The sequence below is a fragment of the Bdellovibrio sp. SBM16 genome (assembly GCF_056175625.1).
The window spans coordinates 584,497-608,106 of sequence record NZ_JBJKJG010000001.1; the positions used below are offsets into that span (position 1 = coordinate 584,497).

General features: G+C 43.7%; 24 protein-coding genes. 9 read left to right on the top strand and 15 right to left on the bottom strand.

Features of this window, described 5'->3' with window-relative positions; all coding sequences use genetic code 11:
- Positions 1-191: 191 nt before the first annotated feature.
- From AC04MM_RS02665 to hemB, 3 genes are all read right to left on the bottom strand, one after another.
- Positions 192-488, bottom strand: a complete 297-nt coding sequence (locus tag AC04MM_RS02665; protein WP_475378766.1) for a hypothetical protein — start codon at positions 486-488, stop codon at positions 192-194.
- 12 nt (positions 489-500) lie between these two features.
- On the bottom strand, positions 501-1,298 hold the full coding sequence (locus AC04MM_RS02670; protein ID WP_475378767.1) for a hypothetical protein: 798 nt from the start codon (positions 1,296-1,298) through the stop codon (positions 501-503).
- A gap of 993 nt (positions 1,299-2,291) precedes the next feature.
- Positions 2,292-3,263, bottom strand: coding sequence for a porphobilinogen synthase (gene hemB, locus AC04MM_RS02675; RefSeq protein ID WP_475378768.1), 972 nt, complete (start codon positions 3,261-3,263; stop codon positions 2,292-2,294).
- Between the two features lie 100 nt (positions 3,264-3,363).
- Here hemB and AC04MM_RS02680 point away from each other — a divergent pair, with 100 nt between their 5' ends.
- From AC04MM_RS02680 to hemH, 9 genes are read left to right on the top strand one after another with little or no spacing between them, the layout of a single operon-like run.
- The gene (locus tag AC04MM_RS02680; RefSeq protein ID WP_475378769.1) at positions 3,364-4,266 is read left to right on the top strand and encodes a Rossmann-fold NAD(P)-binding domain-containing protein; all 903 of its coding nucleotides are present in this window, start codon (positions 3,364-3,366) and stop codon (positions 4,264-4,266) included.
- Positions 4,257-5,741 carry a type 2 periplasmic-binding domain-containing protein gene (locus AC04MM_RS02685; protein WP_475378770.1) on the top strand — a complete coding sequence of 495 codons (1,485 nt, stop codon included), beginning with the start codon at positions 4,257-4,259 and terminating at the stop codon, positions 5,739-5,741. Before AC04MM_RS02680 ends, AC04MM_RS02685 begins: the two co-directional genes overlap by 10 nt.
- A 2-nt stretch (positions 5,742-5,743) precedes the next feature.
- Entirely contained in the window at positions 5,744-7,030 is a 1,287-nt protein-coding gene (locus AC04MM_RS02690; protein ID WP_475378771.1) for a glutamate-1-semialdehyde 2,1-aminomutase, read from the top strand.
- On the top strand, positions 7,027-7,902 hold the full coding sequence (locus tag AC04MM_RS02695) for a sensor histidine kinase (RefSeq protein ID WP_475378772.1): 876 nt from the start codon (positions 7,027-7,029) through the stop codon (positions 7,900-7,902). The genes AC04MM_RS02690 and AC04MM_RS02695 overlap by 4 nt, the downstream gene beginning before the upstream one ends.
- Position 7,903: 1 nt before the next feature.
- Complete coding sequence (locus tag AC04MM_RS02700; protein WP_475378773.1) at positions 7,904-8,590, top strand: response regulator transcription factor; 687 nt, start codon at positions 7,904-7,906, stop codon at positions 8,588-8,590.
- Positions 8,591-8,612: 22 nt separating this feature from the next.
- The gene (locus tag AC04MM_RS02705; RefSeq protein ID WP_475378774.1) at positions 8,613-9,623 is read left to right on the top strand and encodes a uroporphyrinogen decarboxylase family protein; all 1,011 of its coding nucleotides are present in this window, start codon (positions 8,613-8,615) and stop codon (positions 9,621-9,623) included.
- Entirely contained in the window at positions 9,616-10,962 is a 1,347-nt protein-coding gene (hemN, locus tag AC04MM_RS02710) for an oxygen-independent coproporphyrinogen III oxidase (RefSeq protein ID WP_475378775.1), read from the top strand. Before AC04MM_RS02705 ends, hemN begins: the two co-directional genes overlap by 8 nt.
- The gene (locus AC04MM_RS02715) at positions 10,959-12,173 is read left to right on the top strand and encodes a protoporphyrinogen/coproporphyrinogen oxidase (protein ID WP_475378776.1); all 1,215 of its coding nucleotides are present in this window, start codon (positions 10,959-10,961) and stop codon (positions 12,171-12,173) included. Before hemN ends, AC04MM_RS02715 begins: the two co-directional genes overlap by 4 nt.
- The gene (gene hemH / locus AC04MM_RS02720; RefSeq protein ID WP_475378777.1) at positions 12,166-13,176 is read left to right on the top strand and encodes a ferrochelatase; all 1,011 of its coding nucleotides are present in this window, start codon (positions 12,166-12,168) and stop codon (positions 13,174-13,176) included. Before AC04MM_RS02715 ends, hemH begins: the two co-directional genes overlap by 8 nt.
- Positions 13,177-13,209: 33 nt before the next feature.
- Here hemH and AC04MM_RS02725 read toward each other — a convergent pair whose 3' ends face one another.
- The 12 genes from AC04MM_RS02725 to AC04MM_RS02780 form a co-directional block, all read right to left on the bottom strand.
- On the bottom strand, positions 13,210-14,226 hold the full coding sequence (locus tag AC04MM_RS02725) for a hypothetical protein (protein WP_475378778.1): 1,017 nt from the start codon (positions 14,224-14,226) through the stop codon (positions 13,210-13,212).
- On the bottom strand, positions 14,207-14,494 hold the full coding sequence (locus AC04MM_RS02730) for a hypothetical protein (RefSeq protein ID WP_475378779.1): 288 nt from the start codon (positions 14,492-14,494) through the stop codon (positions 14,207-14,209). Before AC04MM_RS02730 ends, AC04MM_RS02725 begins: the two co-directional genes overlap by 20 nt.
- A 74-nt stretch (positions 14,495-14,568) precedes the next feature.
- Positions 14,569-15,021, bottom strand: coding sequence for a single-stranded DNA-binding protein (locus AC04MM_RS02735; protein WP_475378780.1), 453 nt, complete (start codon positions 15,019-15,021; stop codon positions 14,569-14,571).
- A 175-nt stretch (positions 15,022-15,196) separates the two neighbouring features.
- Positions 15,197-16,165 (bottom strand): type II secretion system protein GspN, encoded by a 969-nt coding sequence (gene gspN, locus AC04MM_RS02740; RefSeq protein ID WP_475378781.1) that lies wholly within the window; start codon positions 16,163-16,165, stop codon positions 15,197-15,199.
- Positions 16,165-16,851 carry a hypothetical protein gene (locus AC04MM_RS02745; protein WP_475378782.1) on the bottom strand — a complete coding sequence of 229 codons (687 nt, stop codon included), beginning with the start codon at positions 16,849-16,851 and terminating at the stop codon, positions 16,165-16,167. Before AC04MM_RS02745 ends, gspN begins: the two co-directional genes overlap by 1 nt.
- Complete coding sequence (gene pilM, locus AC04MM_RS02750; protein WP_475378783.1) at positions 16,848-18,569, bottom strand: pilus assembly protein PilM; 1,722 nt, start codon at positions 18,567-18,569, stop codon at positions 16,848-16,850. The genes AC04MM_RS02745 and pilM overlap by 4 nt, the downstream gene beginning before the upstream one ends.
- Positions 18,570-18,632: 63 nt before the next feature.
- Positions 18,633-19,904: a type II secretion system minor pseudopilin gene (locus tag AC04MM_RS02755; RefSeq protein WP_475378784.1), complete on the bottom strand. Its 1,272-nt coding sequence runs from the start codon at positions 19,902-19,904 to the stop codon at positions 18,633-18,635.
- On the bottom strand, positions 19,904-20,770 hold the full coding sequence (locus AC04MM_RS02760; RefSeq protein WP_475378785.1) for a type II secretion system protein GspJ: 867 nt from the start codon (positions 20,768-20,770) through the stop codon (positions 19,904-19,906). The genes AC04MM_RS02755 and AC04MM_RS02760 overlap by 1 nt, the downstream gene beginning before the upstream one ends.
- Entirely contained in the window at positions 20,763-21,275 is a 513-nt protein-coding gene (locus tag AC04MM_RS02765) for a type II secretion system protein (protein ID WP_475378786.1), read from the bottom strand. The genes AC04MM_RS02760 and AC04MM_RS02765 overlap by 8 nt, the downstream gene beginning before the upstream one ends.
- A 20-nt stretch (positions 21,276-21,295) precedes the next feature.
- Positions 21,296-21,919 (bottom strand): prepilin-type N-terminal cleavage/methylation domain-containing protein, encoded by a 624-nt coding sequence (locus tag AC04MM_RS02770; protein ID WP_475378787.1) that lies wholly within the window; start codon positions 21,917-21,919, stop codon positions 21,296-21,298.
- Between the two features lie 16 nt (positions 21,920-21,935).
- The gene (locus AC04MM_RS02775) at positions 21,936-22,382 is read right to left on the bottom strand and encodes a type II secretion system protein GspG (RefSeq protein WP_475378788.1); all 447 of its coding nucleotides are present in this window, start codon (positions 22,380-22,382) and stop codon (positions 21,936-21,938) included.
- A 7-nt stretch (positions 22,383-22,389) separates the two neighbouring features.
- The gene (locus AC04MM_RS02780; RefSeq protein ID WP_475378789.1) at positions 22,390-23,610 is read right to left on the bottom strand and encodes a type II secretion system F family protein; all 1,221 of its coding nucleotides are present in this window, start codon (positions 23,608-23,610) and stop codon (positions 22,390-22,392) included.

Below are 23,610 nucleotides of genomic sequence, written 5' to 3' on the forward strand. Positions count from 1 at the left end.
GAGTTAAGCAAACAGTGTTTTCATATTTCATCGTTAGTTCGCTTTAATGAATTCACACAGTTTGTCGGGTGTTCGGCATTCTAATTTCGTGACGATTGCTACTCGACTTAATCTACCATTCTTTGTATTCATCACCGCTGCCATCAGCTACATCAAATAGTTAAAATATACTTTTTACGTTAATGGATTTTCTAGAATGATGTCAGGTAGAGCAGCATTGAGATCGGTCCTGCGACAAATAATCCGAAATTCCAAGATAAAGCTAGCGATCCGACTGCAAAGCCAATTCTGTATGCGAAATCTGGTTGGAAGGCCATAATGCCGTCGTTGCTTATTATATTGATAATAATTTTCCAAATTAACACTGAGCCATCCCATAATCCTGCAAAGAAGCTTGTGTTATCTGTAGTTGAGTTTGAATCTCCAATAAAATGACAAGATGAGAGAGTTGCAGTGAGAGCTAATAACAGTATTAAATGCTTTTTCAAGATACTACTCCTTTAATATGCTTTTTTGATGACTTTCTTACCTTCAAAAAAAGGAAACTGATATTTTTTGTTAATTACAAGTCGGGATTCTTTACCTTCAATATTAATCATTTGCGAATATTGTGGAATAAGCTTTGGATTATTTAGAGTGAAAGGTAATTGCGAGCCGCTAATGCTTAAGACTCCACATTTCAGGTTAAAGAACTCAATATGCCCAGAAATAAGAGATAAAGATGGTAAGCATGTTTTGGTCATGTGCATTGAGTTCAAATCTAAATCAATGATTGAGAATTGATGATTTCCAAAAATGAAATATACTTGGCTCATTGCTTTATCGTGAATAAATTTTGTTAATCGCTCCTGAGAAGACTTTATTTCAAAGAGTAACAAAAATGCAGTAGTTAAATATGCGTCGTTATAAGTGTTAATTAAATTCTGGTATTTGATTAAGGTGGTTTTAAGATTAAGAATTATGCTTAAAACAGTATACATGTTTAAGATGTCTTCTCTGTTTTTGTAAAGGTCAGCCAAAAATGAGCTATGTTTAAAATTTGTTAGATCGCTTTCGATTTTGTAGTCTTGCCCAGATAAAAGTTTTCCTAGCTCAGATATATGTAAACTGAATATTTGAATTTCATTTAGTAATGGTAAGAAAGTCTGAAAATTAAACCCTCTTTTGCTATCTTCGTCCTCTTTAATGTAAATTCGAACAAAGTCGAGACTGTCGGGTAAATCAAGTTTCGCTCTTTTTTGGATTAGATCAAAATTGATCGCTTGCTTAAGAATATTTAAGTCTGGCTGAATTCCCATGAAATAAGTTTAAATAGAAAAAATATTTAAACACTATAAATAAAATAATAGTTAGACTTTAGTATTAATCTGATTTGTTTTTTATCAGCAACATATTGCCACTGATCCTCTGGAAGATCGCCTAGTTTTGATATGCCAGTACGAACACTTTTAAAACCGTAAACCTTTAAATTAACTAGTTCGCGCATTCTTCTGATTTGACTTTTTTCTTTAGGGAGTTTGCCTTCAGCACCAAGTTATTTCACGAGCACAATATATTTTTACAGTCGAAGATTTTTCGACGATAGCCTTTTAGCAACTCAGGCATCTTGAGTGCATAAAAGCAATCCTTGTGGATCGATATCTAAACGACTGGATCATAACCAGGTTCAGGTTGTGCTGACGCATATCCGATCGACTTATTTATCATTATAGTTTTATGTTATTTTGATTCTTCATCGCTTCGGCTGAAAAGTGTGATTTTTGCATCTTAACAGAATGTAAGCTGTGATCGCAGCTTAAACCGTCGTAATATAATGGAGCCTATCAATTAAAATCGGGGCGAAATTCTCAAGAAACTTCACAGGGAATACCTGTCTAGATGATGATAATTCTCCGGATAAGTCGCAATTTAATAGCTTTTTTTTATATTAATCATTTTATCGAATAAGGTGGAAATAGAGAGGTGATCAGTTGCAAAACCATTAGTAATTATGTTTACTTTGTTGTTAGCTCTTTCGTCTAAGCTGCATACTCAAAACAAAGCAGTTACTTTTACTGCTAAAGCAACAAATGGATCTTACCATTGCGCACATTTAACATGTCCAGACTCGCCATAAATTCTTTTTTCAAGATTAATTTATGGCAACTAGCCAATAATGTTTGTTTGTCGACCGACGTGAAAAAGCATTATCATTATGAATATAAAATTCTCTTTACAGATGTCGGTTACCATAAATTTATGAATTCATTAGTCGTTCAAGCAACAAAGCTGGGTTGTTCCTAAAGTAGGCACTAATTAGATATTAAAACTCTTGCCACTTCAGGAGCGAAGTAAGTCAAAATTACATCAGCACCGGCACGACGAAATGAGTACATGCACTCCATCATCGTTTTTTCTAAATCCAAAGCACCAGCTTGAGCAGCAAAGTGTAACATCGCGTATTCACCACTTACGTTGTAGACAGCTACTGGAACACTCGAGTGAGTTTTTAAATCAGCGACGATATCAAGATACGGAAGTCCAGGTTTTACCATTACCATATCTGCGCCTTCTAAAATATCTAAATCCATTTCGCGAAGAGCTTCTTTGCGATTTCTGAAATCCATTTGATAAGTTTTTTTATCGCCGGCTTTTGGAGCTGAATCTAAAGCTTCACGAAATGGTCCGTAAAAAGATGATGCGTACTTTGCAGTGTAAGAAAGAATCGAAGTTTTGATAAAGCCTGCATCGTCTAAAGCTTCGCGAATCGCATCCACGCGGCCATCCATCATGTCCGAAGGGCAGACCCAGTCAGCGCCCCAGCTTGCTTGTTTGACGGCCATTTTGGCTAAAATTTGCACGGTTTCATCATTTAGGATTTCACCATTTTTGACGATGCCATCGTGGCCATCGGACGAGTACGGATCAAGGGCCACGTCCGTGAATAAACTAATTTCTGGATGATTTTGTTTAAGGGTTTTAATCGCTCGCGGCAGCAGACCGTTGTCATTTAAAGCTTCAGAACCACGGGGGTCTTTTTTGCTGTCGTCAATTTTCGGAAAAAGAGCGTAGTTTTTAAGCCCTAATTTTTTCCATGCTGTGATCTTTTGGCTCAAGACATCGACACTCAGACGAGATTGCCCAGGAAGTGTGCGGATTGGCTGTTCGATATTCTCGCCGTCGCAAATAAAGACGGGGTAAATCAGGTTGGCCACACTCAGGTGTGTCTCGGCGATCATCTCTCGGATATTAGCGCTTGCGCGCAGGCGTCTAGGTCTGTGCATAACCTATTATCTGAGCTATGGCCGATTAAATAGCAACTTTTTTTTATCCAAGTGACAAACTTGTGACAAACTAATTGAGAATCTTTGCTATGTTATTTTCATGCTAAAGCTCTGGCACCAGCCCATAGAACAAGACAACCATTATTTACCGCCATTAGTCGTGGATAGTAAAACTGTTTTATTTTGGGAAACCTGCCGCCGTAAAATCTATTTTTATCTGGATGAGTCAGCATTTTTAGCCGACAGCCGTGGTTTCATGCAGGGCTTAGAGGCTGAGTCATTTTTGATTGAAGTTTTATGTGGCTTACACTCTCCGGTTGTGGGCGAAACTGAAATTCTTGGCCAATTTCGTCAACTGGTCAGTCAGAATGCTGATCATGCCTGGGTTCAGAAATTTCAACCCCGCATTCAGACATGGATTTCTTTGATTAAAGAAATTCGTGAAAAGTATTTGTGTAAATTCGGCTCGCAGTCTTACGGTGGTTATTTGCGCCGTTTATTTTATAACCATTCAGAAGTTCAAATTGTTGGTGCCGGTTCGTTAGTTGAGGATATGCTACCTTGGCTTAAAGCCAAAAATGTTCAAGTCTATGCACGTAACCCTGAAAAATCTCAAGTGCAGGTTATGCAGCACTTGCCACAATATGATCAGGCTAAAGGTTCGCTTTCAATTCATAAATTAGAAGCGTCTTTACCAACGGCAGAGGCTTTAGTGATTGCAGCACCTCTTTCGCATGAGCAGGTAAAAGAGCTTGTCGAAAAATCACAAGGCTTGCGAAAATTTGTCGTTGATTTACGTCGTGATTCAAAATTATTTAATGACCGTGATCCAAAAGTTGAAAACTGGGTCACGTTAGAAGATGTGATGGAATTTTTCTCTCAACAAAAGGATTTGTTATCTTCCAGACAACAGCAAGCACAGGCCGCGGTTAATCAGTGGCGCTTGGCTCAGATGGATAAAGTTACATTGCGTCCTTTCGGTTGGGAAGACTTATGCGGTTAGTTTTAGGAGCCAGACAGAGTGACCTCGCTCGTCTGCAAGGGTACCTGGTTGGCGACGCGCTAAAAGCGTTAGGTGTCGAGATTGAGTACGTATTTCGTGAATCATTGGGTGATAAAAATTTAACAGATCCTTTGTGGAAGATGCCGGAAAAAGGTGTCTTTACCCAAGACTTTTACCAGGACTTAATCAGCGGAAAATTAGATTTTGTCGTGCACTCGTGGAAGGATCTTCCGGTTGAGCCTACGCCAGGCACCGAGATCGTGGCCACTCTGCCGCGTGCTGACCAGCGTGATTTAGTCGTTATAAAAAAAGCCAGCCGTGGTAAAAAACACTTACGCATTTTTTCATCTTCGCCACGCCGGGAATATAATTTGATCCCGTTTTTGGCTAAGCACTTACCATGGCCGACCGACAAAATCGAATTCGCCAACGTGCGCGGCAATATTCCGACGCGTTTACAAAAGACGATCGATGACGATTCAATTGATGGATTAGTTTTGGCCAAAGCCGCTGTTGACCGACTGTTGGCGCATCCGTACCCGGAATTTAAACCGGTGCAGGAAAAAATCCGTGCCCATTTAGCCAAACTAAACTGGATTATTCCGCCGCTGTCAGAAAACCCGAATGCCGCAGCCCAGGGGGCGCTGGCGATCGAGATCAGAAGTGACCGTAAAGATTTAAAAGAGCTATTTGCCAAAATCCACTGTCCGACAACGGCAGCGAGCGTAGTGCATGAACGAAAAGTTTTTTCTGGCTATGGTGGTGGTTGCCATCAAAAAATCGGTGTGACTGTGTTAAACCGCAGTTACGGTGAAATTTTAATCGTGAAAGGGCTTTCACCAAAGGGTGAAGTTTTAAATACCCATAAATTAATTTCGCCTAAACCAAGCCGCGAAGGTTTAGTTAAACATGCGTTTACTTTTGTTATTGAGCGCCAGCATAAAGCGGCTGCGGTATCGCTCGCTAACACGGATATGGTGTGGGTTGCGCGCAGCGAAGCAGCCGGTTCAGTGGATCTTAAAAATTATCAAGGCGTTGTTTGGGCCGCCGGCACCAGCACCTGGGCAAAGCTAGCAGCTCAGGGTGTTTGGGTGAATGGCTGCGCCGAAGGTTTAGGCGAGTCAGAAGATCCCCGTATTGAATTTCTGATCGGTAAAAACAAACCAGAACAGGTCACATTGACCCATACCCAGGCGTCTAATGCCGGAACTTATGACTTGCATATTCGGCTTGCAGACGGCGAGCTCGCTAAGCTTAAAAGCGATTTATTGCTAGCTGGTGGCTACTTCTTTTACTGGAAGAGTTCGACCCAGTTTCAGGCGGTGTTAAATGCCCTTGATCACTCGCAAAAAGCAGGTTTTTTAAATTGTGCTCATGCCTGTGGCCCGGGTAAAACGTGGCAAAGTCTTAAAGAGACCTTAGGCACAGATCAGAACTTATATATTTATCTAAATGAAGAAAGCTGGAAGTCGTAATTATGAGTCAACTCACTTCAGAAAATTATTTCGAACGCGCAAAACTTGTCGCACCCGGCGGCGTGCATTCACCGGTCCGTTCATTTGCAGGCCTTGGACGATCGCCGGTATTTTTTAAATCAGCCCAGGGTGCATATCTAACTTCGGTAGAGAACAAAAAATACATCGACTGTTGCCAAAGTTTTGGTCCGTTGATCCTGGGTCACCGTGATCCGGAAGTGCAGGCCAAAGTGATGGAGATGATCGACACAGCATGGACTTTCGGGGCCTGTGAGCCGTACTCATTGATGTTAGGCGAGTGGATTCAGAAAAAAGTTCCTTGGGTTGAAAAACTTCGCTTTGTCTCTTCGGGCACTGAAGCTGTCATGTCGGCTTTGCGTGTGGCCCGTGCAGCAACAGGTCGCACAAAAATTTTAAAATTTGAAGGCTGTTATCATGGCCATGTGGATTCCTTGCTGGTTAAAGCCGGTTCTGGTCTTGCCGGTGTTACGGCCTCATCAAGTGCCGGTGTTTCTGAGCAAACGGCTTCAGAAACTTTAACGGTTTCGCTAGATGATGAAAAAGCATTAGAAGCTGTTTTTGCAAGAGAAGGTAAGAATATCGCAGCGTTAATTATGGAACCACTTCCGGCCAATTATGGTCTACTTATTCAGCGTAAAGAATTTATCCAGAAAGCCTGCGAGTTGGCCAAAGCCAACGGCGCGCTGGTTATTTTTGATGAAGTGATCTCGGGTTTTCGTGTAGCTCTTGGCGGTATGGCCGAAGTGCTGGGCATTAAACCAGATCTTGCAACCTATGGTAAAATTTTAGGTGGTGGATTTCCGGTTGGCTGTTACGGCGGCCGTCGTGAGTTAATGGATTTAATTGCTCCCCTTGGTCAGGTGTACCAGGCGGGTACCTTAAGTGCTAACCCCGTCGGTATGGTTGCGGGGCTTGCGACCTTAGAAAAAATGGAACGCGAAAATGGCTGGGCTGTTTTAGAAAAGCGTGGCCAATTACTTGAAACTAAAGTTAACGATTTAATTAAAAATATGAACTTACCGTTAAATTTTGTTCGTTACGGAAGTTTATTCTGGTTACACACCAAAACAGCCGACGGAAAACCGATCCGTCAGGTTGAACAAATTGCACCAACACAAAAAGAGACATTTAAAAAATTATTCTTAAATTCGTTAGAGCGCGGTCTTTATTTAGCACCGAACGCTTACGAAGTGGGTTTCTTATCATTAGCCCATACCGAAGAAGTGGTTAATGACATGGTGAAAATCATGGGAGAATCACTGGCGTGAATTTAAAGGCTCTTTCGCAAAGCAGACTGCGCTTTTACCTGTCGATTATCTGGCTCGTGTTGATCGGGGCGCTGACGACGTGGTGGTGGCTATTGAGTCTGCGCCAGCTCGATGCGATGCGCACGCTTATGACTGTTGAAGAGTACACCAGTAACTTTCGCATGATCATGTCGGAAGGGGCATTTTTCGTGCTGGCGGTTTTGGTCGGCGGCATGGCTTTAATTATTCTGGCGAAAAAAGATTTAGAGCGCCATGAACAGATAAGACTTTTTTTCGGTAACTTTGCCCATGATATAAAAACCTCTATTTCACGTTTGCGCCTGCAATCAGACTTGCTACGTGACGGTTTTGATTCGCAGACGCTAAGCCGTCTCGGTGAAAACATGAACCAGTTAGATCTGCAGCTGGAAAACTCGCTGTGGGTGGCACGTGGTGAAACCCAGACTCTGCATTTACAGGACGTTAAAATCTCGAAAATTTTCTCAGTGATCCGCAGTGAGTGGCCAGAAGTTGAGATCAGTCTTACTTCAGATGCCACTGTCTATGCTGATGAGCTGGCGTTGCGCAGTGTTTTTCGTAATCTGATTCAGAATGCGGTCATCCACGGTAAAGCCAGTAAAATGCAACTAGTGGTTAAAAAAACTGATGGGTATTTTGAAATCGAGTTTCAGGATAATGGCCAGGCTTTTACCGGTGATCTATCTCAGCTGGGTAAACACTTTATTCAGCCGAAATCTTCGCACGGCAATGGACTGGGATTGTATTTAACCAGATTTTTAGTGGATAAACTTGCGGGAAAAATTCACTTTACCCTGGGAAAAGACGCGCAGTTAGTGGTGTTAGTTATTTTACCTAAAGGAAAGGGTGTCTAAAGTGAGCCTTTCTTTTAAGAAGAATATTTTACTGGTCGAAGATGACCCGGTGTTAGGCGAAGGTTTAAAAGTAAGTCTGGCTAAAACATATAACGTAAAGTGGGCCAACACTTTGGCCAAGGCCAAAGAATTTATCAGTCATGAAAATTTTGATCTTTTAATCTGTGACTTGGGTTTACCTGACGGAAACGGCATGGATCTGGTCGAACAGATCCAGACTCTTGCGTACAAACCGCCAGTTTTAATTTTATCGGCACAGGGTGATCCGGAGACCCGCTTAAAAGGTTATGAAGTCGGTATCCAGGAGTTCGTGCCTAAGCCATTTCATTTAAAAGAATTGCTCTTACGTATCGGGCATGTGTTTGAAGCCCATGCGAGTCAGGTTGAAGTTGAAGTAGGCAAAGTTAAAGTTAACTTTACGACGTTTGCGGTTTATCACCAGGATGGGTCTATTGAGTATCCACCGGTCAATGATATTAAAATTTTAAAACATTTAACCAGCCTGCCGGGCATACCGGTGAGCCGTGATCAGTTGATTGATGCAGTCTGGGGCAGCGAGAGCGAAACCAGCCACCGTACGATCGACAACGCCATTGCACGCCTTCGGCATCTGATCGGGGATTCTGATGAGCAGCTTATTCGCTCAGTTCGCGGCGTTGGCTATGTATTCGAAAATAAAAACAACTGAGATAAAACAGTAGAGGGAAACTATGATTTTACAAACCGGAACAAAAGCTCCACCAGTATGGATGATGCGTCAGGCTGGCCGCTATCACTCTCATTATCAAAACCTACGCGCCAAACATTCTTTTATGGAACTGTGTAAAGTTCCGGATCTGGCCTCTGAGGTTGCACTTGGTCCGGTGCAGGATTTTGATTTCGACGTGTCAATTTTATTCAGTGATATTTTATTCCCGTTAGAAGCTCTGGGTATGGGGTTAGATTACACCGATCACGGGCCGCGTTTAGGTTTTCAGTTAGATCAATCGACAATCGGAAAGCTTGTACCGTGGAGCGATGCCCTTCCCAAACTAACGTTTCAGAAAGAAGCGATGATTTTAACCCGTCAGAAAATTCCGGCGCAAAAAAAAGTGATCGGTTTTATCGGCGGACTTTGGACTTTGTATGTGTATGCGGTTGAAGGATCACATGCCGGATCCTTAATTAAAAGTAAACAGGACATGGTGCTGTTTCAAAAATTTGCGCAGACCATGCTGCCGTTATTAAAAGAAAATATCCGCATTCAGTTTGAAGGCGGTGCCGATGCCTTGATGATCTTTGATACGGCCGCCGGCGAGGTAAGCCCGGCATTTTTCCAAAAGTGGATTGCGCCACTTATGGCAGAGCTGGCTAAAGCTTACCCGGGAAAAATCGGGTATTATTCAAAAGGCACCCAGGCTTCATTTTTTACCCCTGAATTTTTAGCCTTGCCATGGGCCGGGATGGGTTTTGACCATCGCTGGAATCTGCCGGGCATTTTAAATAAAACCGTTTTAGCAACGCCTGGGTTCGTGCAAGGTAACTTCGACCAGGCCTTGTTATTTTTGCCTCCTGATGAATTTGAAAAAACATTCCGTACCTACTTAGAAGATTATAAAAAATTAACGCCAGAACAGCGTTCAAACTGGGTGTGCGGCTTAGGTCATGGAGTTTTACCAAAAACGCCTGAAGCTAATGTTCGCAGATTCGTGCAGATTACCCGCGAGGTGTTTCATGAATGATTCACAGTTGTTTGCAAAATATGACGTTCCGGCTCCGCGCTACACCAGCTATCCGACGGTGCCGTACTGGGGGAGCGCCCCGACTGAAGAGCAATGGCTATCACACCTGCGCCAGGGTTTAGCTGGCGGTAAAAATCAATGGTCAATGTACATCCATGTGCCTTACTGCGAAAGTCTGTGCACGTTCTGCGGCTGTAATACGATCATTACCAAAGACCACAAAAAAGAAGACCCGTACGTACAGATGGTTTTAAAAGAGTGGGATTTATACCGTAAGCATGTACCGGAGTTTTCTCAGGCGCAGTTGCAGGGGATTCACTTAGGCGGTGGGACGCCGACATTTTTATCGGCCCAGCATCTTAAAGCATTGCTGACACCGATTTTAGAAAACACCAAACGCGGCGAACATTTTGAAGGGTCGATTGAAGTTGACCCGCGACGAACTAACCGTGAACAATTACAGGTTTTATTCGATCTGGGTTTTCGCCGTATCAGTTTAGGGGTGCAGGATTTTAACCCTGAGATTCAGCGCTTAGTTAACCGTTTACAGTCGTTTGAAGAAACTGAAAGCATCACACGTTTTGCCCGAGAGATCGGCTTTACGTCGGTCAATTATGATTTAATTTATGGTTTGGCAAAACAAACTTTAGCGACGATGAAGCACACCATTGAACAGACGAAAAAACTTCGTCCGAACCGGATTGCATTATACAGTTTTGCTTTGGTTCCGTGGATCAAGCCGGCGCAGCGTCTATTTAAAGACGAAGATCTTCCGGTGGGAAAAGATAAGCGTGATCTTTACGAATACGCGCGCACTGAGCTGCTGAATTTCGGATATGTAGAAGTCGGGATGGATCACTTTGCGTTGCCGGATGAGGCTTTGGCTATCGCTATGAAAAACGGCAAGCTGCACAGAAATTTTATGGGTTATACCGACCAAAAATCACAGGTCATGCTGGGTTTAGGCGTAAGCTCTATTTCAGAAACGCCGCAAAGCTTTCACCAGAACGAAAAAATTCTACCGAAATATGAAGAGCTGTTAAACGCGGGCCATATACCGACTTCGCGCGGTCATATTCTGACGAATGAGGATGTTAACCGCCGCCAGCAGATTTTAACCTTAATGACGACCTACGAAGTAACAATGACAGAAGAGCAAAAGGCGTTAGCGCCGGAGTTTTTAGCTGAGATGATTGCGGATAAACTTTTAGTCATCGAAGGCGATAAAGTTAAAGTCACCGCAATGGGTAAGCCGTTTTTACGTAATATCTGTATCTTTTTTGATGAACACTTAAAACGCAATAAACCCCAGACAAAAATTTTCTCACAATCGCTATGATCCATATTGTCGGTGCTGGTTTTTCTGGATTAACTCTGGCTTGGGAGCTGCAAAAAGCAGGTCTTAAAGTTAAGCTTTACGAAAAAAAGCAGGTCGGTGGTTTGATTGGATCCCACCGAACTAAAACGCATTTACGTGAGACTGCTGCAAACGGGGTTTTATGGAGCCCGCGGCTTGAAGAATTGGCCAAGGAGCTTGAAGTCGACTTTCAAGCCTCACAGTCAGCGGCAAAAAAAAGATTTATTTTTCGCAACAACCGGCCGCGCCGCTGGCCTTTGTCGGTCATTGAAACCGTGCAGTTTGTTGGAGCCGGGATTAAATTTTTAATAACCAAACTTCTCACAAATAGACCTGTGCCAGCTGAACTGACGTTAGAGCAGTGGGGACAGCGCTCATTCGGAAAAACGTTTACCGAAATTTTATTGAGCTCGGCCGTGCAGGGTATCTTTGCGTTAAGCCCTAAACATTTAAATGCCAGGGCGGTTTTGGATTCTTTTAAGACGGTCACCGCATTTAAAAAGGCCAAGAAGTATAAACCTGTGACCTATGCGCCGGTAGACGGCATGGGCGCGTTGATTCAAGCCCTCAAACAAAAACTCGAACACAACGGCGTCACCATTGCCATGCAAGAGGTGCAATCGCTTCAGGATTTAAAAGCTGACGCTCATGATGTGGTCGTGGTCGCCACCGCAGCCTGGGATGCGGATAAACTTATTCCTGGTCAGGGCCTGGCAGCGATTCAGGCGGTACCACTGACTTCGGTGACCCTGGTGTGGCCAAAAGAGACTCAGGTCTTGCAGGGGTTTGGTTGTCTGTTTCCGCCGAGCGAACATTTTTTTGCAGCCGGGGTGCTGATTAATTCCTGCATTTTTTCTAACCGCGGCCCGAATCCGTCAGAGACCTGGATTATAAATCAGGATTTAACCGAGCTCAGCGATGCTCAGGTAAAAGCCAATATTCTGATGGATCGAAGCCGCTTGTTGGGCGGTCACGAAGAGCCTCTTGAGTGCTCTATTACCCGTTGGCCAAAGGCGATTCCGGCTTATAACCATGACTTGCAAAAATTTTTACAAACGTATCCGCAGACGGCCAGAGCTCTTGCTAAAGATAATATTTTTCTTGCAGGAAATTACCTAGGTAAGATCGGCTTGGCTAAAATCTACGATCAAAACATCGCCTTAGCGAAAAAACTTAAAGTGCATTATGGGTAAAAAATTATTAGTCTTAAGCCAGATCGGAAGCCCCTCACAGCCGGAACCACAGGCGGTGGGAGCTTACTTACGCCGTTTTCTGATGGATAAACGCATTATCGATATACCGTGGTTTTTTCGATTTATTCTGGTGAATTTCGGCATTGTCTGGCGCCGTAAAAAACCATCGGCTGAAAAGTATCATAATATTTGGACGCCGCAGGGTTCACCGTTAGTGGTTGAGACCACAAAGTTTGCTACAGGCTTACAAAAGCAACTACCGCATTTCGACGTTATCACACACTGGCGTTACGGTGAACTGAGTGCAGAGCAGACATTAAAGCCTTTGCAAAAAAACAGCTATGACGAAATTTTTGTAGCGCCCATGTATCCGCAGTTTGCTATGGCCACAACAGGGTCGGCTTTAGATGTGTTACTTCCCGCGATCGAAAAGATCTGGCCCAACCAAAAAAATGTAAAAACACTAAAGCCATTTTTCGATCACGACGCATTTGTGAATTCTTGGGCAAACCGTTTAAGACCGCTGATCAAAGAGAATAATCATGTACTGTTTTCTTTTCACGGGCTTCCCATATCGCAAATAAAAAAAATACCAGGTTGTGAATTGAATTCTTGTTGTGATCGTTCTTCTAATGTTTCGAAGTGTTATTATGCACAATGCAAACAGACAGTGAAATTATTAGCCCAGCGTTTGAATCTCAAAGCGGATCAGTACACGCTTTGTTTTCAGTCTCGTGTAGGGCCGAAAAAATGGTTGGAGCCTTCGACCGAAATAATTACGCAAAAAATCATAAAGACCCAAGGCATTACGTCTCTTGTTGTAGCCTGTCCTGCATTTGTCACAGACGGGTTAGAAACACTCGAAGAAATCAATATGGAACTTCAGCACAATTTCAAAAATTGGGGTGGTAAAGAATTCGCTATGGCAAAATCATTAAACGATGATCTTGATTGGATTTCGGGATTTGTAACTATTGTGCACGATCCAAGCCGCTGGGATTAAAAAAATTATGCGAAATAAATTTTTGTGTGCTTATTAAAATTTCGCGCCAAAACCGACCATAAAGCTGCTGTGATCGATCACGGGTACGGTGTTGGATTTATTTAATGAATAATGATACTCGGCTGCAAACGGCATAAAGAAGCGGTTGTTAAAGGTAAAATCAAACCCGGCACTTCCGACGATTGCATTTTGTACCTGCAGGTCTTCCTGGCGAAGTGATGTCGTCTCACGCGCGGTTGGAAATTTAAAAGCCATACCGCCGGCAACCCAAACATTAAACCGACTGATGTCGTATTCAAATCGTAAATGTCCGCCGGCACTGATATACGATAAATTAACCAAGCAGTCTGGCGAAGTTTTTCCGGCGCAGACGTTGTCATCGACGGCTCTGCCGTAGACACTTAATTTTTCCTGTAACAGTACGCCACGTAAGGTAACACCCCATTTAGACGGGTAATCAAAAGATAAACCGATTCCGGAACCGGTGCCTTCCATCGGCACAGTTTCTTCATTGGCAAACGGTAGGGTATCATCAGCTTGTTTGGCCGAGATTTTATCGGTGGTAAACGAGCCAAGCAGCGCCACTTTGAGCATATCACGGCGTAAAACCACAACGTCATCAGACATGCGGAGCCGGTCACGGCGCTGCTCATCGGTTTCGTATATTTCTTCGTCTTCAGGGTATTCAGGTTCGGCCGGGGCCGCTTTAGTCGGTTTGTTGGCAGCCAAAGCTTCTTTGGCTTTTTCAACGGCACTGGCTTCAGCCGCTTTACGTGCGACTTTTTTTCCGATCACGAATTTTCCATCAGAAATCACCGCTACGGCTAACTTGTCACGAACCTGTAAAACCTTGGCTGAACCTGCGATTTCAGGCCCGTCGGCGGTTTTATTGATTGAGATAATCACATCGCCGGGAAAAAGTTTTTCACCTTCAAGATCGATAAGAACTTTTTGTCCGGATATATCTTTAACTTTATAGGCTTCAGCCGATAACGAAAGACAAAGCAGTGCAAATGTTAAAAATGTATTTTTATTCAAAAGTAACGTCATACAAACAGTATGTGCCTTTTAAATCAGTGGATTCATAAAATGAATTTTCCTGGATTTTGTGTTCCCATAAAAATTCATCGTCAATGGTCGTAAGCAAGCGGCTTTGTGAAGCCTCAGGGGCCAGCGACTGGGCTGAGCAGGTCATTTTTTGCAGACTCTTAATTTTAAGAGCCGGCGCCTCTGATTCAAAACTGTTACGGTCTGCCGATTTATAAATCGAGCATGAAGCGCTTGCCAGTAGAATTAAAAATAAAAAAAGCCTTTTCATTTTTTTCACACCTATAGTTTGAGTGTGTTTTATAAAAAAGAAAAGGCTTTATATGTGTATAAGTATGTTTTTAATTAGAACGGGATGTCTTCAGATTGGTTGAAGCTTGGCTCCGGGCCAAAATCTTGGAAATTAAAATCTCCGCCACCTTGGTTCATAGAGTCGTTATCACGGTTGTTAGCACCAGCGCCAGTTGAAGCGCCACCACCTAAAAACTGAACAGTCGAAGCTACGATTTCTGTAGCGTATTTTTTCTGACCGTTGTCTTCCCATGAACGAGTTTGCAGTTTACCTTCAACGTAAACCTGACGTCCTTTTGCTAAATACTTACCGCAAAGTTCGGCTAATTTACCCCAAACCGTAATACGGTGCCACTCAGTGCGCTCTTGCTTGTTACCAGTTTTATCTGTCCAAGTTTCGCTTGTAGCAACGTTAAGACGGGTAACTGTAGCCCCTTGGCCAACAGCTTTCATCTCAGGGTCTTGACCTAAACGGCCAACAATAATTACTTTGTTAATTCCAGACATATGCCCTCCAGGCACCTATTTCGTATCGGTTGATAAAATGAGTCAACACTAAAACCAGTGCGACTCTGCGTGTGCTAAGGGTTTTGGCAAGGATTGCTCCAATACAAGCACAGGTTAAAATTGCTGAGATTTAACAGGCAATTCGATAGACGGAATTGCCTAAAACAAGGGCTAATTAATTAAGCGGTAACAGCGATGGCGGAAGCTCGGTGCTTGCAGCCTGTAGCTTTAAACGGTAGCGGCTTGAACCTTTTTCTTCGGTTTTAAACTGATCGATAAAACTCAAGAAAAAACCGGCTCTTTGCACGAACGCAGGTTTGGCTACCAGGTCTAAATTAAAATTATAGGCGCCCATCATCGGCCGTGCCTGGCCGCCGATGTTTTGGATGCTGATGGCGATGTCGCCTTTTAAGGTTCCCGATAAATCGTCGGAAGGATTGCCAAGCTTGGCATTCTCGATCACCAATTTGCCGTTACTTAGTTTTCCTTTTACATCGACTTGTTTAAACTTAATTTCCGGCAAGGTTAAAGCGCCGAAGTTCGGAGAATTAATTGAGGTTGAAGGCATTTCAAAATTATTAATGACAATCGCCACATCGCCGTCGGGTTGTTCTTTAAACGACATATCCGCCGTAACGTTGGCGTTAATGTCAGTCGAACCCGATAGCGGAATAGAGATCTTCATCGTTTCACGTAAATCTTTAAGCGAGATGTTTTCAGTTATGACTTCTAAATTGGCTTTTAATGCGCCGGATTCCAGTGTTTCAAGCGGGGTCAGTTTAATCTGCGCATTGCCGCCAAATAATCCCTCAGCTACTAGCTTTCCGCCGGGCTGGCGTTTAAATAAAGCGGCCAGTGAAGGTGAAGCTGAAATCGAATTTACATTTAAACCATCAATTGACGAGGTTTCAACCAACACACCGTCAAGGCTGATCGACGCGGTTACCGGATTAATCTGCATATCATCAAACTGCAGATAAACCGAATTTTGCGTAAGCTTAGAAACTTGCCCTGAGACAAAGTCGTTTAGGTCTTTAAACGGAAACAGCATAAACAAAAACACTAAGGTAAATACCAGAGTGAACAGAATTTTAAACTTCTGTGCCCAGATATAGCGAAATGTTTTAATGATTATATCCATCATTATTGGTCACCCGCATCTTCGCTCGATTTTTTCTTTTTGTTGCTGACCGGCTCTGGTGGCGGTTCTGGCAGAGGTTCTGGAACTTTTAAAGCGTATAGTTTGTAAGTCACATCAAAATAGCCGGCCATTTCGGCGTTGGCCTGCATTAGCATGTCTTTCACTTTTACGGCCTGAGAAATATTGGCTAACTGTAAACCGATATCCACAACCTGGCGTAAATTTAATTTGGCTAACTTAACTTCGACCACACCTTGTTGCAGATTTGCCGGGATTAAGCGGCCTTCAGGTTGGGTCGGGTTTACCGACAGGATCTGGTCGGGAATAAGTTTTGCTCCCTGCAGGGAACCCTGAATGCTGGCCACCAATTCGTTGACCTGCGGTGCCGGCGCCATTTGTAAGCCGCCGGAAGATTCGCGGTAGGTTTTAAACATATCGCGGATCAAAGTTCTTTTGTCTTCAAACTGGGTCAGTAATTCGCTCGATAATTGTAACTGGCTGATCGGTGAATAAAACACGATACCGGCTAACAGCACCGCGGTAACCGCTTGCGCGATTTTTTGTCCTGTTGGGCTTAAGCTTTGGTATTTATCATTAAGTTGATTGTAAGCTTCTGACTCCTGAATGCGTTCCCAGGTCTGCTGTAACGAGGCTTTGGTTTGCTCTTTGATTTCATCAAAACGACTCATTTAAGTAGCCCTCGGTCAGTTTTTAAACTTAATGAAAAGGCGACGCGGTTAGGTTTGCTCGGAAGCGTCGGCGTCTCTTCGGTTACTTTTTTGTTTAACGCCATGGTGCTTAAACGCTGGTTTAACAGCGTAACTTCGCGCGGTGAGTTGGCGTAGCCCACGATTTTTACATTATCGTCGCTGATCTGTAACTGGGTGATATCGATTTTAGATTGCGATTTGTCAGGCGATACTTCGCTGATTTTCTTAAGCACATCTAATGCCGAATTCATGCCGGCAACCTGATTTAACAGTTTAAATTCCTGCGCCCGTTTTTTGTTCTCAGAGATGTATTTTTTTACGCCTTTTTCATTGGCTTGTTTTCTCGGTAGGCGGGCCACGTTCTTCGCCTGCGTTGAAAGGGCTTCGTCACCTTTTTCAGCCAGCGTGGTGGTCATCGATTCGCGGAAACTTCCCCAGATAAAAAACACCAATACGGCAGCTGCTGCGGTTTTTACAATTAAACCCCAGTCTGTCCAGAATTGTTTCAGACGGTTATTTTCAGAGACAAACTCGCCCTTCATAAATTGCAGGGCAGGGTTTTTTGGTTTTTTAAAGGCTTCGATGGCAATACCCACCGCTGTGGCAAAACGTGATTTGACCGCATCGAGTGGAATGTTGTTGGTCTGAATCGAACTCTGGTCAATAAACTGGTCGATCAGAGAAACCGGATTACAGGCAACCTCTAAGTGCTGAGTTAAAAAAGCACCAATGTTCGGAAGCAGCGACAGACCGCCAGTTAGGTACACATTTTGAATTTCACCGTGAAATTCGCTCTGTAATTCTAAAAATGACATCTGCAGGTCGCGCACCAGTTCGCGCATGCTTTTTTCAATTGTCGAAGCCATGTTGGCAGTTTCGAAATCCTGATTGGCCTTTGATAACAACAGAGCCGCATCAGCCTGTAGCATACGTTGCGCTTCCAGATAAGGAAGCTGAAATTTACGCACGAACTCCTGGATGATATAGTCTGAACCCCACATTAAACTTCTGACAAAAACCAGACGACCTTCGATCTGTGCACACAGCAAAGTTTTTTTGTGGCCGATGTTTAAGGTGACCTGGATTGCGCTGCCTCGGGCGGTAACGCCAGCTTCTGTGTCTTCAGCCTGGGGAACTTCTTCGTCAGGGTTATAGCTTAATGGCCCCTGGGCGGTTGGGAACTGTGGCGGAGCCTGGTCCCAAACTTCAAGTAAATTAGAAAACGCAATGCCATCAACAGTTAACGTGTACGGCTCAATCCCGAAATCCTTGGCTAAGCTTAAGGATTTTTCGATATGAGATTTCGGTGCCGCAACCGCTAACACATGGGCTGATAAACCTTCGGTCAGAATGGTTTTTGCATCAAATAAACAAAGATCCGGATCGAACGGAATATCTTCTTCCATTTCGAAAGATAAACTTTTTAAAATTTTTAAACGGTCAGCAAAGGGAAATTGTTTTTTTCGGACGGTCACTTTGTCTTGCTTTAAAGCCATCACCACGCGGGCCGAAGAAAAATCCAATTGCGGGGCAAGCGAGCGCACGTATTCAATGGCTTCGATTTCGCGGTCGTGGGCTGAAACCTGTTGTGAAAGTTTTTTCTCGAAGACCTGTGTGATGTAAACGGATTTTTTATTTTGAACAACCTCGGCAATCTTGATTGAATCTTCGCCAATATCAATACCAAGTGCGCGCATGTTGTTTACTCCTACCGTGTTGCAAAGCAATAGATACAGTCACTGCCTAGCAGTGCAAGCTAACTATTGCTCAATCCAGTATACGATACGAGGTCGACCTTTGGGAAGGGGATCTTGTGCTGGAGCGCTAGACTGAGGGCTAGGGTTTGGATTCGGATTTGGCTGAAGGCCGTTGGCCTCATCTTGCTCTTTTTTCTCTTTATCAAGATAGCTCTTGATGGTGGCTGCGGCTTTTTGAGTGTTCATCACATAGGCGGTGATTTTTTTCTGTACCGCCCCTTTACCGGAGCCGGTCATGCCGATGGCTTCAATTTTAAAATTTACCACGAGGTCACACTGAAACGGGATTTTATCAAATTCAGGGGCTAAACGGGCGCCGCGGCTTTCGACAAACTGTTTAAAATCTGCGCGGCATTCGTCAGAGCTTGCGCCTTTGAACGGCCCACCTTTTTCGTCGTCGTCACGGCGTTCGATCGCTTCTTTAACGGCCTCATCGGTCATGCCCGGGTCCAGGGATTTTAGAATATCCTGTCCTGCGGTATTCGGGTTGATGGCTTTTGATCCGTAAATCGTAACTGACGGCGCCATGAGCGAAAAAAACTCTTCGGTCATGCCCGGTACCAGGCGCATTTCATCTAAAGTTCTAAAGCCGCGGTTTGGCGGGTAGGTTTCACCTAACCCCTGAAACGGCTGGCGTTTGTCGCCGCCGTTTTCAGAAGAATTTTTCTCACTCATCCAATCGGCGATGCGGTTAACCAACTCGGTAAAGTTATAATTCTGGTGAACTTCGCGGAAGCTATCGTCATTCTGCAATTTAGCTTCAAAAATCGTTAAAATCTGTTTTTTCGTGATCTCGCGTAATGTTTTCGACGGTGAGGCTAAATCATTAACATCAATTTTAGAGCCTTCATCGGTGATGGTGTGTGTATACTGACCATCAAAGATCGACGCTTTTTGTGCGCCTTCAACATCGTCTTTAGTGGCAATTGAGGCCTCGGCAGCAATCGGAAGCGGCCACGCAAACGGAAATTGCCAAATCTGATTAAGCTGTTGCGAAAAACCCGGCGGTAAATTCATCCGTGATGCCTGCTGGTAAACTTTTACGCGCAACAACGCTAAATCAAGAGAACTCCGGGCTGAATAAAACGCTTTGATGCGATTAATTTCCTGCGAGTTGACAACGTATTCAATGGTTGAATCGGTTGAAACTTCGCTTGCGACCCAGACCATTAAAATCAATGACGTCATGGCAAGAAGTAAAGCTACACCTTTTTTCGAAAATTTCTCGCTGCGGCTCAGAGGATTAAATTTAAGTCTTGTTTTCCATGAACTCATTACTGGCCTCCGGTTGGTGTCGGAGCGGTGCCCGGTGTTTGTGTTTTTTTCTGCGGGTTATTCGGAAAATGCAGTGGCACTACGTATTGCAGTGAGTACTCGCGCTTTTTACCCTGCAATTCACGTTCGATGGCCAGAGTAATTTCAACGGCATCCGGAAAAATTCCTTTTACCGAGTCATCCTGGCCGCCGACGGTTTTCCACTCTTTTTGCCAGTCTTTTTTTGATTCGCCGGTGTAGCGTAATTTAAATTCTTTTACGTTTTCCAGTAACACCGCTTCAGTTCCGCCTTTAGTGACATCGGCATCTAAAACTTTTTGTACCCGGCGAAACAGGCACTGGCTTGATGTGTCTTTGGTTAAATTTTTACAGGCTTTAAGCGCATAACCGACTTCGATAAAATCAGCCTGTATATCATTGGCCAAAAATCGGCCGTTATTTAAGGTCACAAAATTAATCTGTTCGGTTTCGCCGACAAAATCAGTTTTCGGGTCTTCGCGTTTGTTTTCTCTGGCCGGCGGGGCATTGGGATCACCTTGAGGTGTTGGTATTGCCGGTTGGCCAGGGCGTGGTGGCGCAGGCTTTTTGGCGCTATCTATGATTTCTTTTTCGAAATCATAGTGGTTATACGCCTGATAAATATCGGCGCGCATGATTTTAACCGCATCACGTAAGCCTGAGACATCCTGCACTTCGGCCTGAATTTTAGTCCGCGCTTTTAAGGCGTTGCCTAGCGACGTTGCGACTAAAACGGTAAGTGTCGCTAAAATAGTGATGGCTAAGATAACTTCAATTAAAGTAAATCCATTGGCCTGACGGCAGGAAGCCGTCAGAAGCTTGCCACGGATGGTAACTGGTTTAACCACCGCCACCTCCTCCTGGCATCGGAAGCGGACGATCGTAATCTACGACATAAAAAACCACATCAACAGTGATCGGTTTTTTTTTGTCTTTGTAGGTGACAGTGACCTTAACTTCTTTGACTGACTTAGATAAGTGTTCAGAAAAAAGTTTCATGATCGAAACTAAATCCAGATTTTGGTTTTCGCCGACGCCACCGATAATGCCTGATAAATCCGGAAATTCAACTTTTTGCGATTTCATCTCCCAGGTGTAGTTGGGAAGTTCAGAGCCGAAATCACCGGTGTCTTCTTCTTTGATATTATCTAAACTCTGGGTTTTAAATTCGCGTTCAAGTTCAACGATTTTACGTTCAAGTAAGGCGGCAAGTTCGACCTGAACTTTGGTTTTTTGCAGACGGTTGTAGGTGCCGGCCCAGGAGTTAGTTAAAATAAATAAGCCCGAGGCCATGATCATCATAGCAAGTACAACTTCAATTAAAGTAAAGGCTTTTTGATTCTTAAATTTCATTTACACCACAAACGGTAAAACTATTGGCGATTGATATCGCGCAATGCCTTTGCTCCGTCTATGATATCAGCTTGACCTGTGAGAGGGTTAAAGACAAGTGTCCAGATGTTTTTTTTCGGATCTTGAATTTGCAGTGCTACCGGCTCAATCATGCCCTGAGCGAAAAAGTGGATATAAGCCAAGCCCTCGGTGATCACGACATCTTGAGGGCCGCTTTCCAGCTGTTTAAAGGTGTAACCCGAAGGCAGTTGTTTTTCTTTTTTTGACCAGCTGGTATCGACCTGAAACGGCGAGGGGGGTGCGCCTTCTTCGTCTTTACTGCCGCGTTCGCGTTGTTTTGCCAGAAACTCTTTGTCGATTAAAGTGGGCGAGGTCGACTTTTCGACCCAGTAAGACCCCTCTTTTTCATCAATTTTAAAAACTAAACGGTAGGTTGTGCTGTAAAGCTTGGCGCGGTTGCGGATTTCTTTAACCGAGATAACGATGTCGCGAAATACAGTGCGGTTATCAACTTTGCGACCGAAATTCATCCGGGATAGAGAAGCAGAAAGGACTCCGCCGATAATCATGATCACAATAATGATCTCGATTAGAGAGAAGCCCTTTTCGTTTCGCGATAGCAGATTCAAATGACTTTTCGCCACTAGTGTTGGGGGCGGCTTATTCTTCGCCGCCGACTGATTCGTCAGAGTAAAGATCTTTATCAAAAGATGTACCGCCAGATTTTTTATCTGCGCCTAATGAAGAAAGATTGTAACCGTTACCTGCGGTCGAGTATTGGAATTCAGATCCCCAGGCGTCTTTAAGTAAGTGAGCTAATTTAGGATTCGATGTCCAGTTTTTGCAGCTGGCATCATCTTCAGTGATAAATGTTAAAGTTGTTGGGTATTTGCTGCACTCAGCGTAATACTCGTTTATTTTTGTGGTGATCTCGGTCATTTTCATTTTTGTTTGGTTTACTTGGCCTTTTTTCTGACCATCTTGGATTTTTGGCAACACGATCGCCATGATACCACCGATGATGACTAATACGATCATTATTTCCCCTAAAGAGAAACCCTTAGAATTAGAGATTGTAGAACGTTGTGAGTTTAATAAGTTTTTCATATGTGGATTATCCCCCTAATTTAGATGTCATATCGAACATCGGAACAATAATAGATATTACTATGACAAAGATCACAATACCAATCAATAAAGTCATGATTGGATTTAGCAATGTTGTTAAACCATCAATTTTAGATTTGACCTGAAAATCGTAGGCATCCGCGACTAAGGTCAGCATATTCTCCAGATCACCGGTTTTTTCACCGATGTTAACCATGTGAACAACAATCGGTGGAAACTGGTCTGATTTTTTAAGCGGTCCGGCAATGGATTCACCCTCAGAGATATTGCTTTTGGCTTCATCGATGGCCATAGCTAAGACGTGATTATCAACTACGTTTCTGACGATATCCATGGCGCTTAACATCGGAACACCACCGGCTAAAAGCGTAGAAAGTGTACGGGTAAAGCGTGAAATTGCGACCATGCGGGTGATTTCGCCAACGACAGGAAGTTTAAGAACAATCGCATCCCACGATTTGCGGCCTTCGGTAGAATTTTTCCAGTTTAAAAACACTAAAACGGTAATAATAATAAAACCGGCAATCCAGTACCAGCTTTCAACAAACACTTTTGAGATGGCTGCAATATATTGTGTCATTACCGGTAAAGTCATATCCGGCATCGAATCAAAGATCGCTAAGATCTCTGGTAACACCTTAGTAAACAAGCCAAACATGACTAAAGTGATCACACACAACATAATAATTGGGTAGGTCATAGCCGACACGACACGCTGACGTAATTCAGCCTGCGCTTCGGTAAACTCGGCAAGACGTAATAAAATCACATCTAAAGTTCCTGACATTTCGCCGGCTTCGGCCATCGAGATATAGATCTTGTCAAAAACCTGCGGGTATTTAGACAGGGCCTTATGCAGTGACTGACCTTCGTTCACCATATTCTTACAGTCAGCCACGGCCTCAGAAAGTGTTTGGTTTTCAACCTGCTCAGAAATGGCGGTTAGGGCGTCGACTAACGGGATGTTGGCTTTGATCAGGGTTGCCAGCTGTCTGGTCATCAGCGATAAATCTTTTACCGGTACTGAGCCCGTTGAGCGGATCGTCGATTTTTTTATGCCGGCTGCTTTTTTCTTGTCTTTGATGTCGACAACAAAAATACCATCTTTTTTAAGCTTCGTCCGCGCCGCACGTAAGTTCTCAGAATCGAGAGTTCCTTTTACTGTTTTACCGTCGCGGCTTAAGCCTTTGTATTCGTATAATGGCAT

Excerpts from the sequence above, each read along its gene's own strand:
- AC04MM_RS02670 (WP_475378767.1), bottom strand. The coding sequence starts at position 1,298 with ATGGGAATTCAGCCAGACTTAAATATTCTTAAGCAAGCGATCAATTTT.
- hemB (WP_475378768.1), bottom strand. The coding sequence starts at position 3,263 with ATGCACAGACCTAGACGCCTGCGCGCAAGCGCTAATATCCGAGAGATG.
- AC04MM_RS02680 (WP_475378769.1), top strand. The coding sequence starts at position 3,364 with ATGCTAAAGCTCTGGCACCAGCCCATAGAACAAGACAACCATTATTTA.
- AC04MM_RS02685 (WP_475378770.1), top strand. The coding sequence starts at position 4,257 with ATGCGGTTAGTTTTAGGAGCCAGACAGAGTGACCTCGCTCGTCTGCAA.
- AC04MM_RS02690 (WP_475378771.1), top strand. The coding sequence starts at position 5,744 with ATGAGTCAACTCACTTCAGAAAATTATTTCGAACGCGCAAAACTTGTC.
- AC04MM_RS02705 (WP_475378774.1), top strand. The coding sequence starts at position 8,613 with ATGATTTTACAAACCGGAACAAAAGCTCCACCAGTATGGATGATGCGT.
- hemN (WP_475378775.1), top strand. The coding sequence starts at position 9,616 with ATGAATGATTCACAGTTGTTTGCAAAATATGACGTTCCGGCTCCGCGC.
- AC04MM_RS02715 (WP_475378776.1), top strand. The coding sequence starts at position 10,959 with ATGATCCATATTGTCGGTGCTGGTTTTTCTGGATTAACTCTGGCTTGG.
- hemH (WP_475378777.1), top strand. The coding sequence starts at position 12,166 with ATGGGTAAAAAATTATTAGTCTTAAGCCAGATCGGAAGCCCCTCACAG.
- AC04MM_RS02725 (WP_475378778.1), bottom strand. The coding sequence starts at position 14,226 with ATGACGTTACTTTTGAATAAAAATACATTTTTAACATTTGCACTGCTT.
- AC04MM_RS02730 (WP_475378779.1), bottom strand. The coding sequence starts at position 14,494 with ATGAAAAGGCTTTTTTTATTTTTAATTCTACTGGCAAGCGCTTCATGC.
- AC04MM_RS02735 (WP_475378780.1), bottom strand. The coding sequence starts at position 15,021 with ATGTCTGGAATTAACAAAGTAATTATTGTTGGCCGTTTAGGTCAAGAC.
- gspN (WP_475378781.1), bottom strand. The coding sequence starts at position 16,165 with ATGATGGATATAATCATTAAAACATTTCGCTATATCTGGGCACAGAAG.
- AC04MM_RS02745 (WP_475378782.1), bottom strand. The coding sequence starts at position 16,851 with ATGAGTCGTTTTGATGAAATCAAAGAGCAAACCAAAGCCTCGTTACAG.
- pilM (WP_475378783.1), bottom strand. The coding sequence starts at position 18,569 with ATGCGCGCACTTGGTATTGATATTGGCGAAGATTCAATCAAGATTGCC.
- AC04MM_RS02755 (WP_475378784.1), bottom strand. The coding sequence starts at position 19,904 with ATGAGTTCATGGAAAACAAGACTTAAATTTAATCCTCTGAGCCGCAGC.
- AC04MM_RS02765 (WP_475378786.1), bottom strand. The coding sequence starts at position 21,275 with ATGAAATTTAAGAATCAAAAAGCCTTTACTTTAATTGAAGTTGTACTT.
- AC04MM_RS02775 (WP_475378788.1), bottom strand. The coding sequence starts at position 22,382 with ATGAAAAACTTATTAAACTCACAACGTTCTACAATCTCTAATTCTAAG.
- AC04MM_RS02780 (WP_475378789.1), bottom strand. The coding sequence starts at position 23,610 with ATGCCATTATACGAATACAAAGGCTTAAGCCGCGACGGTAAAACAGTA.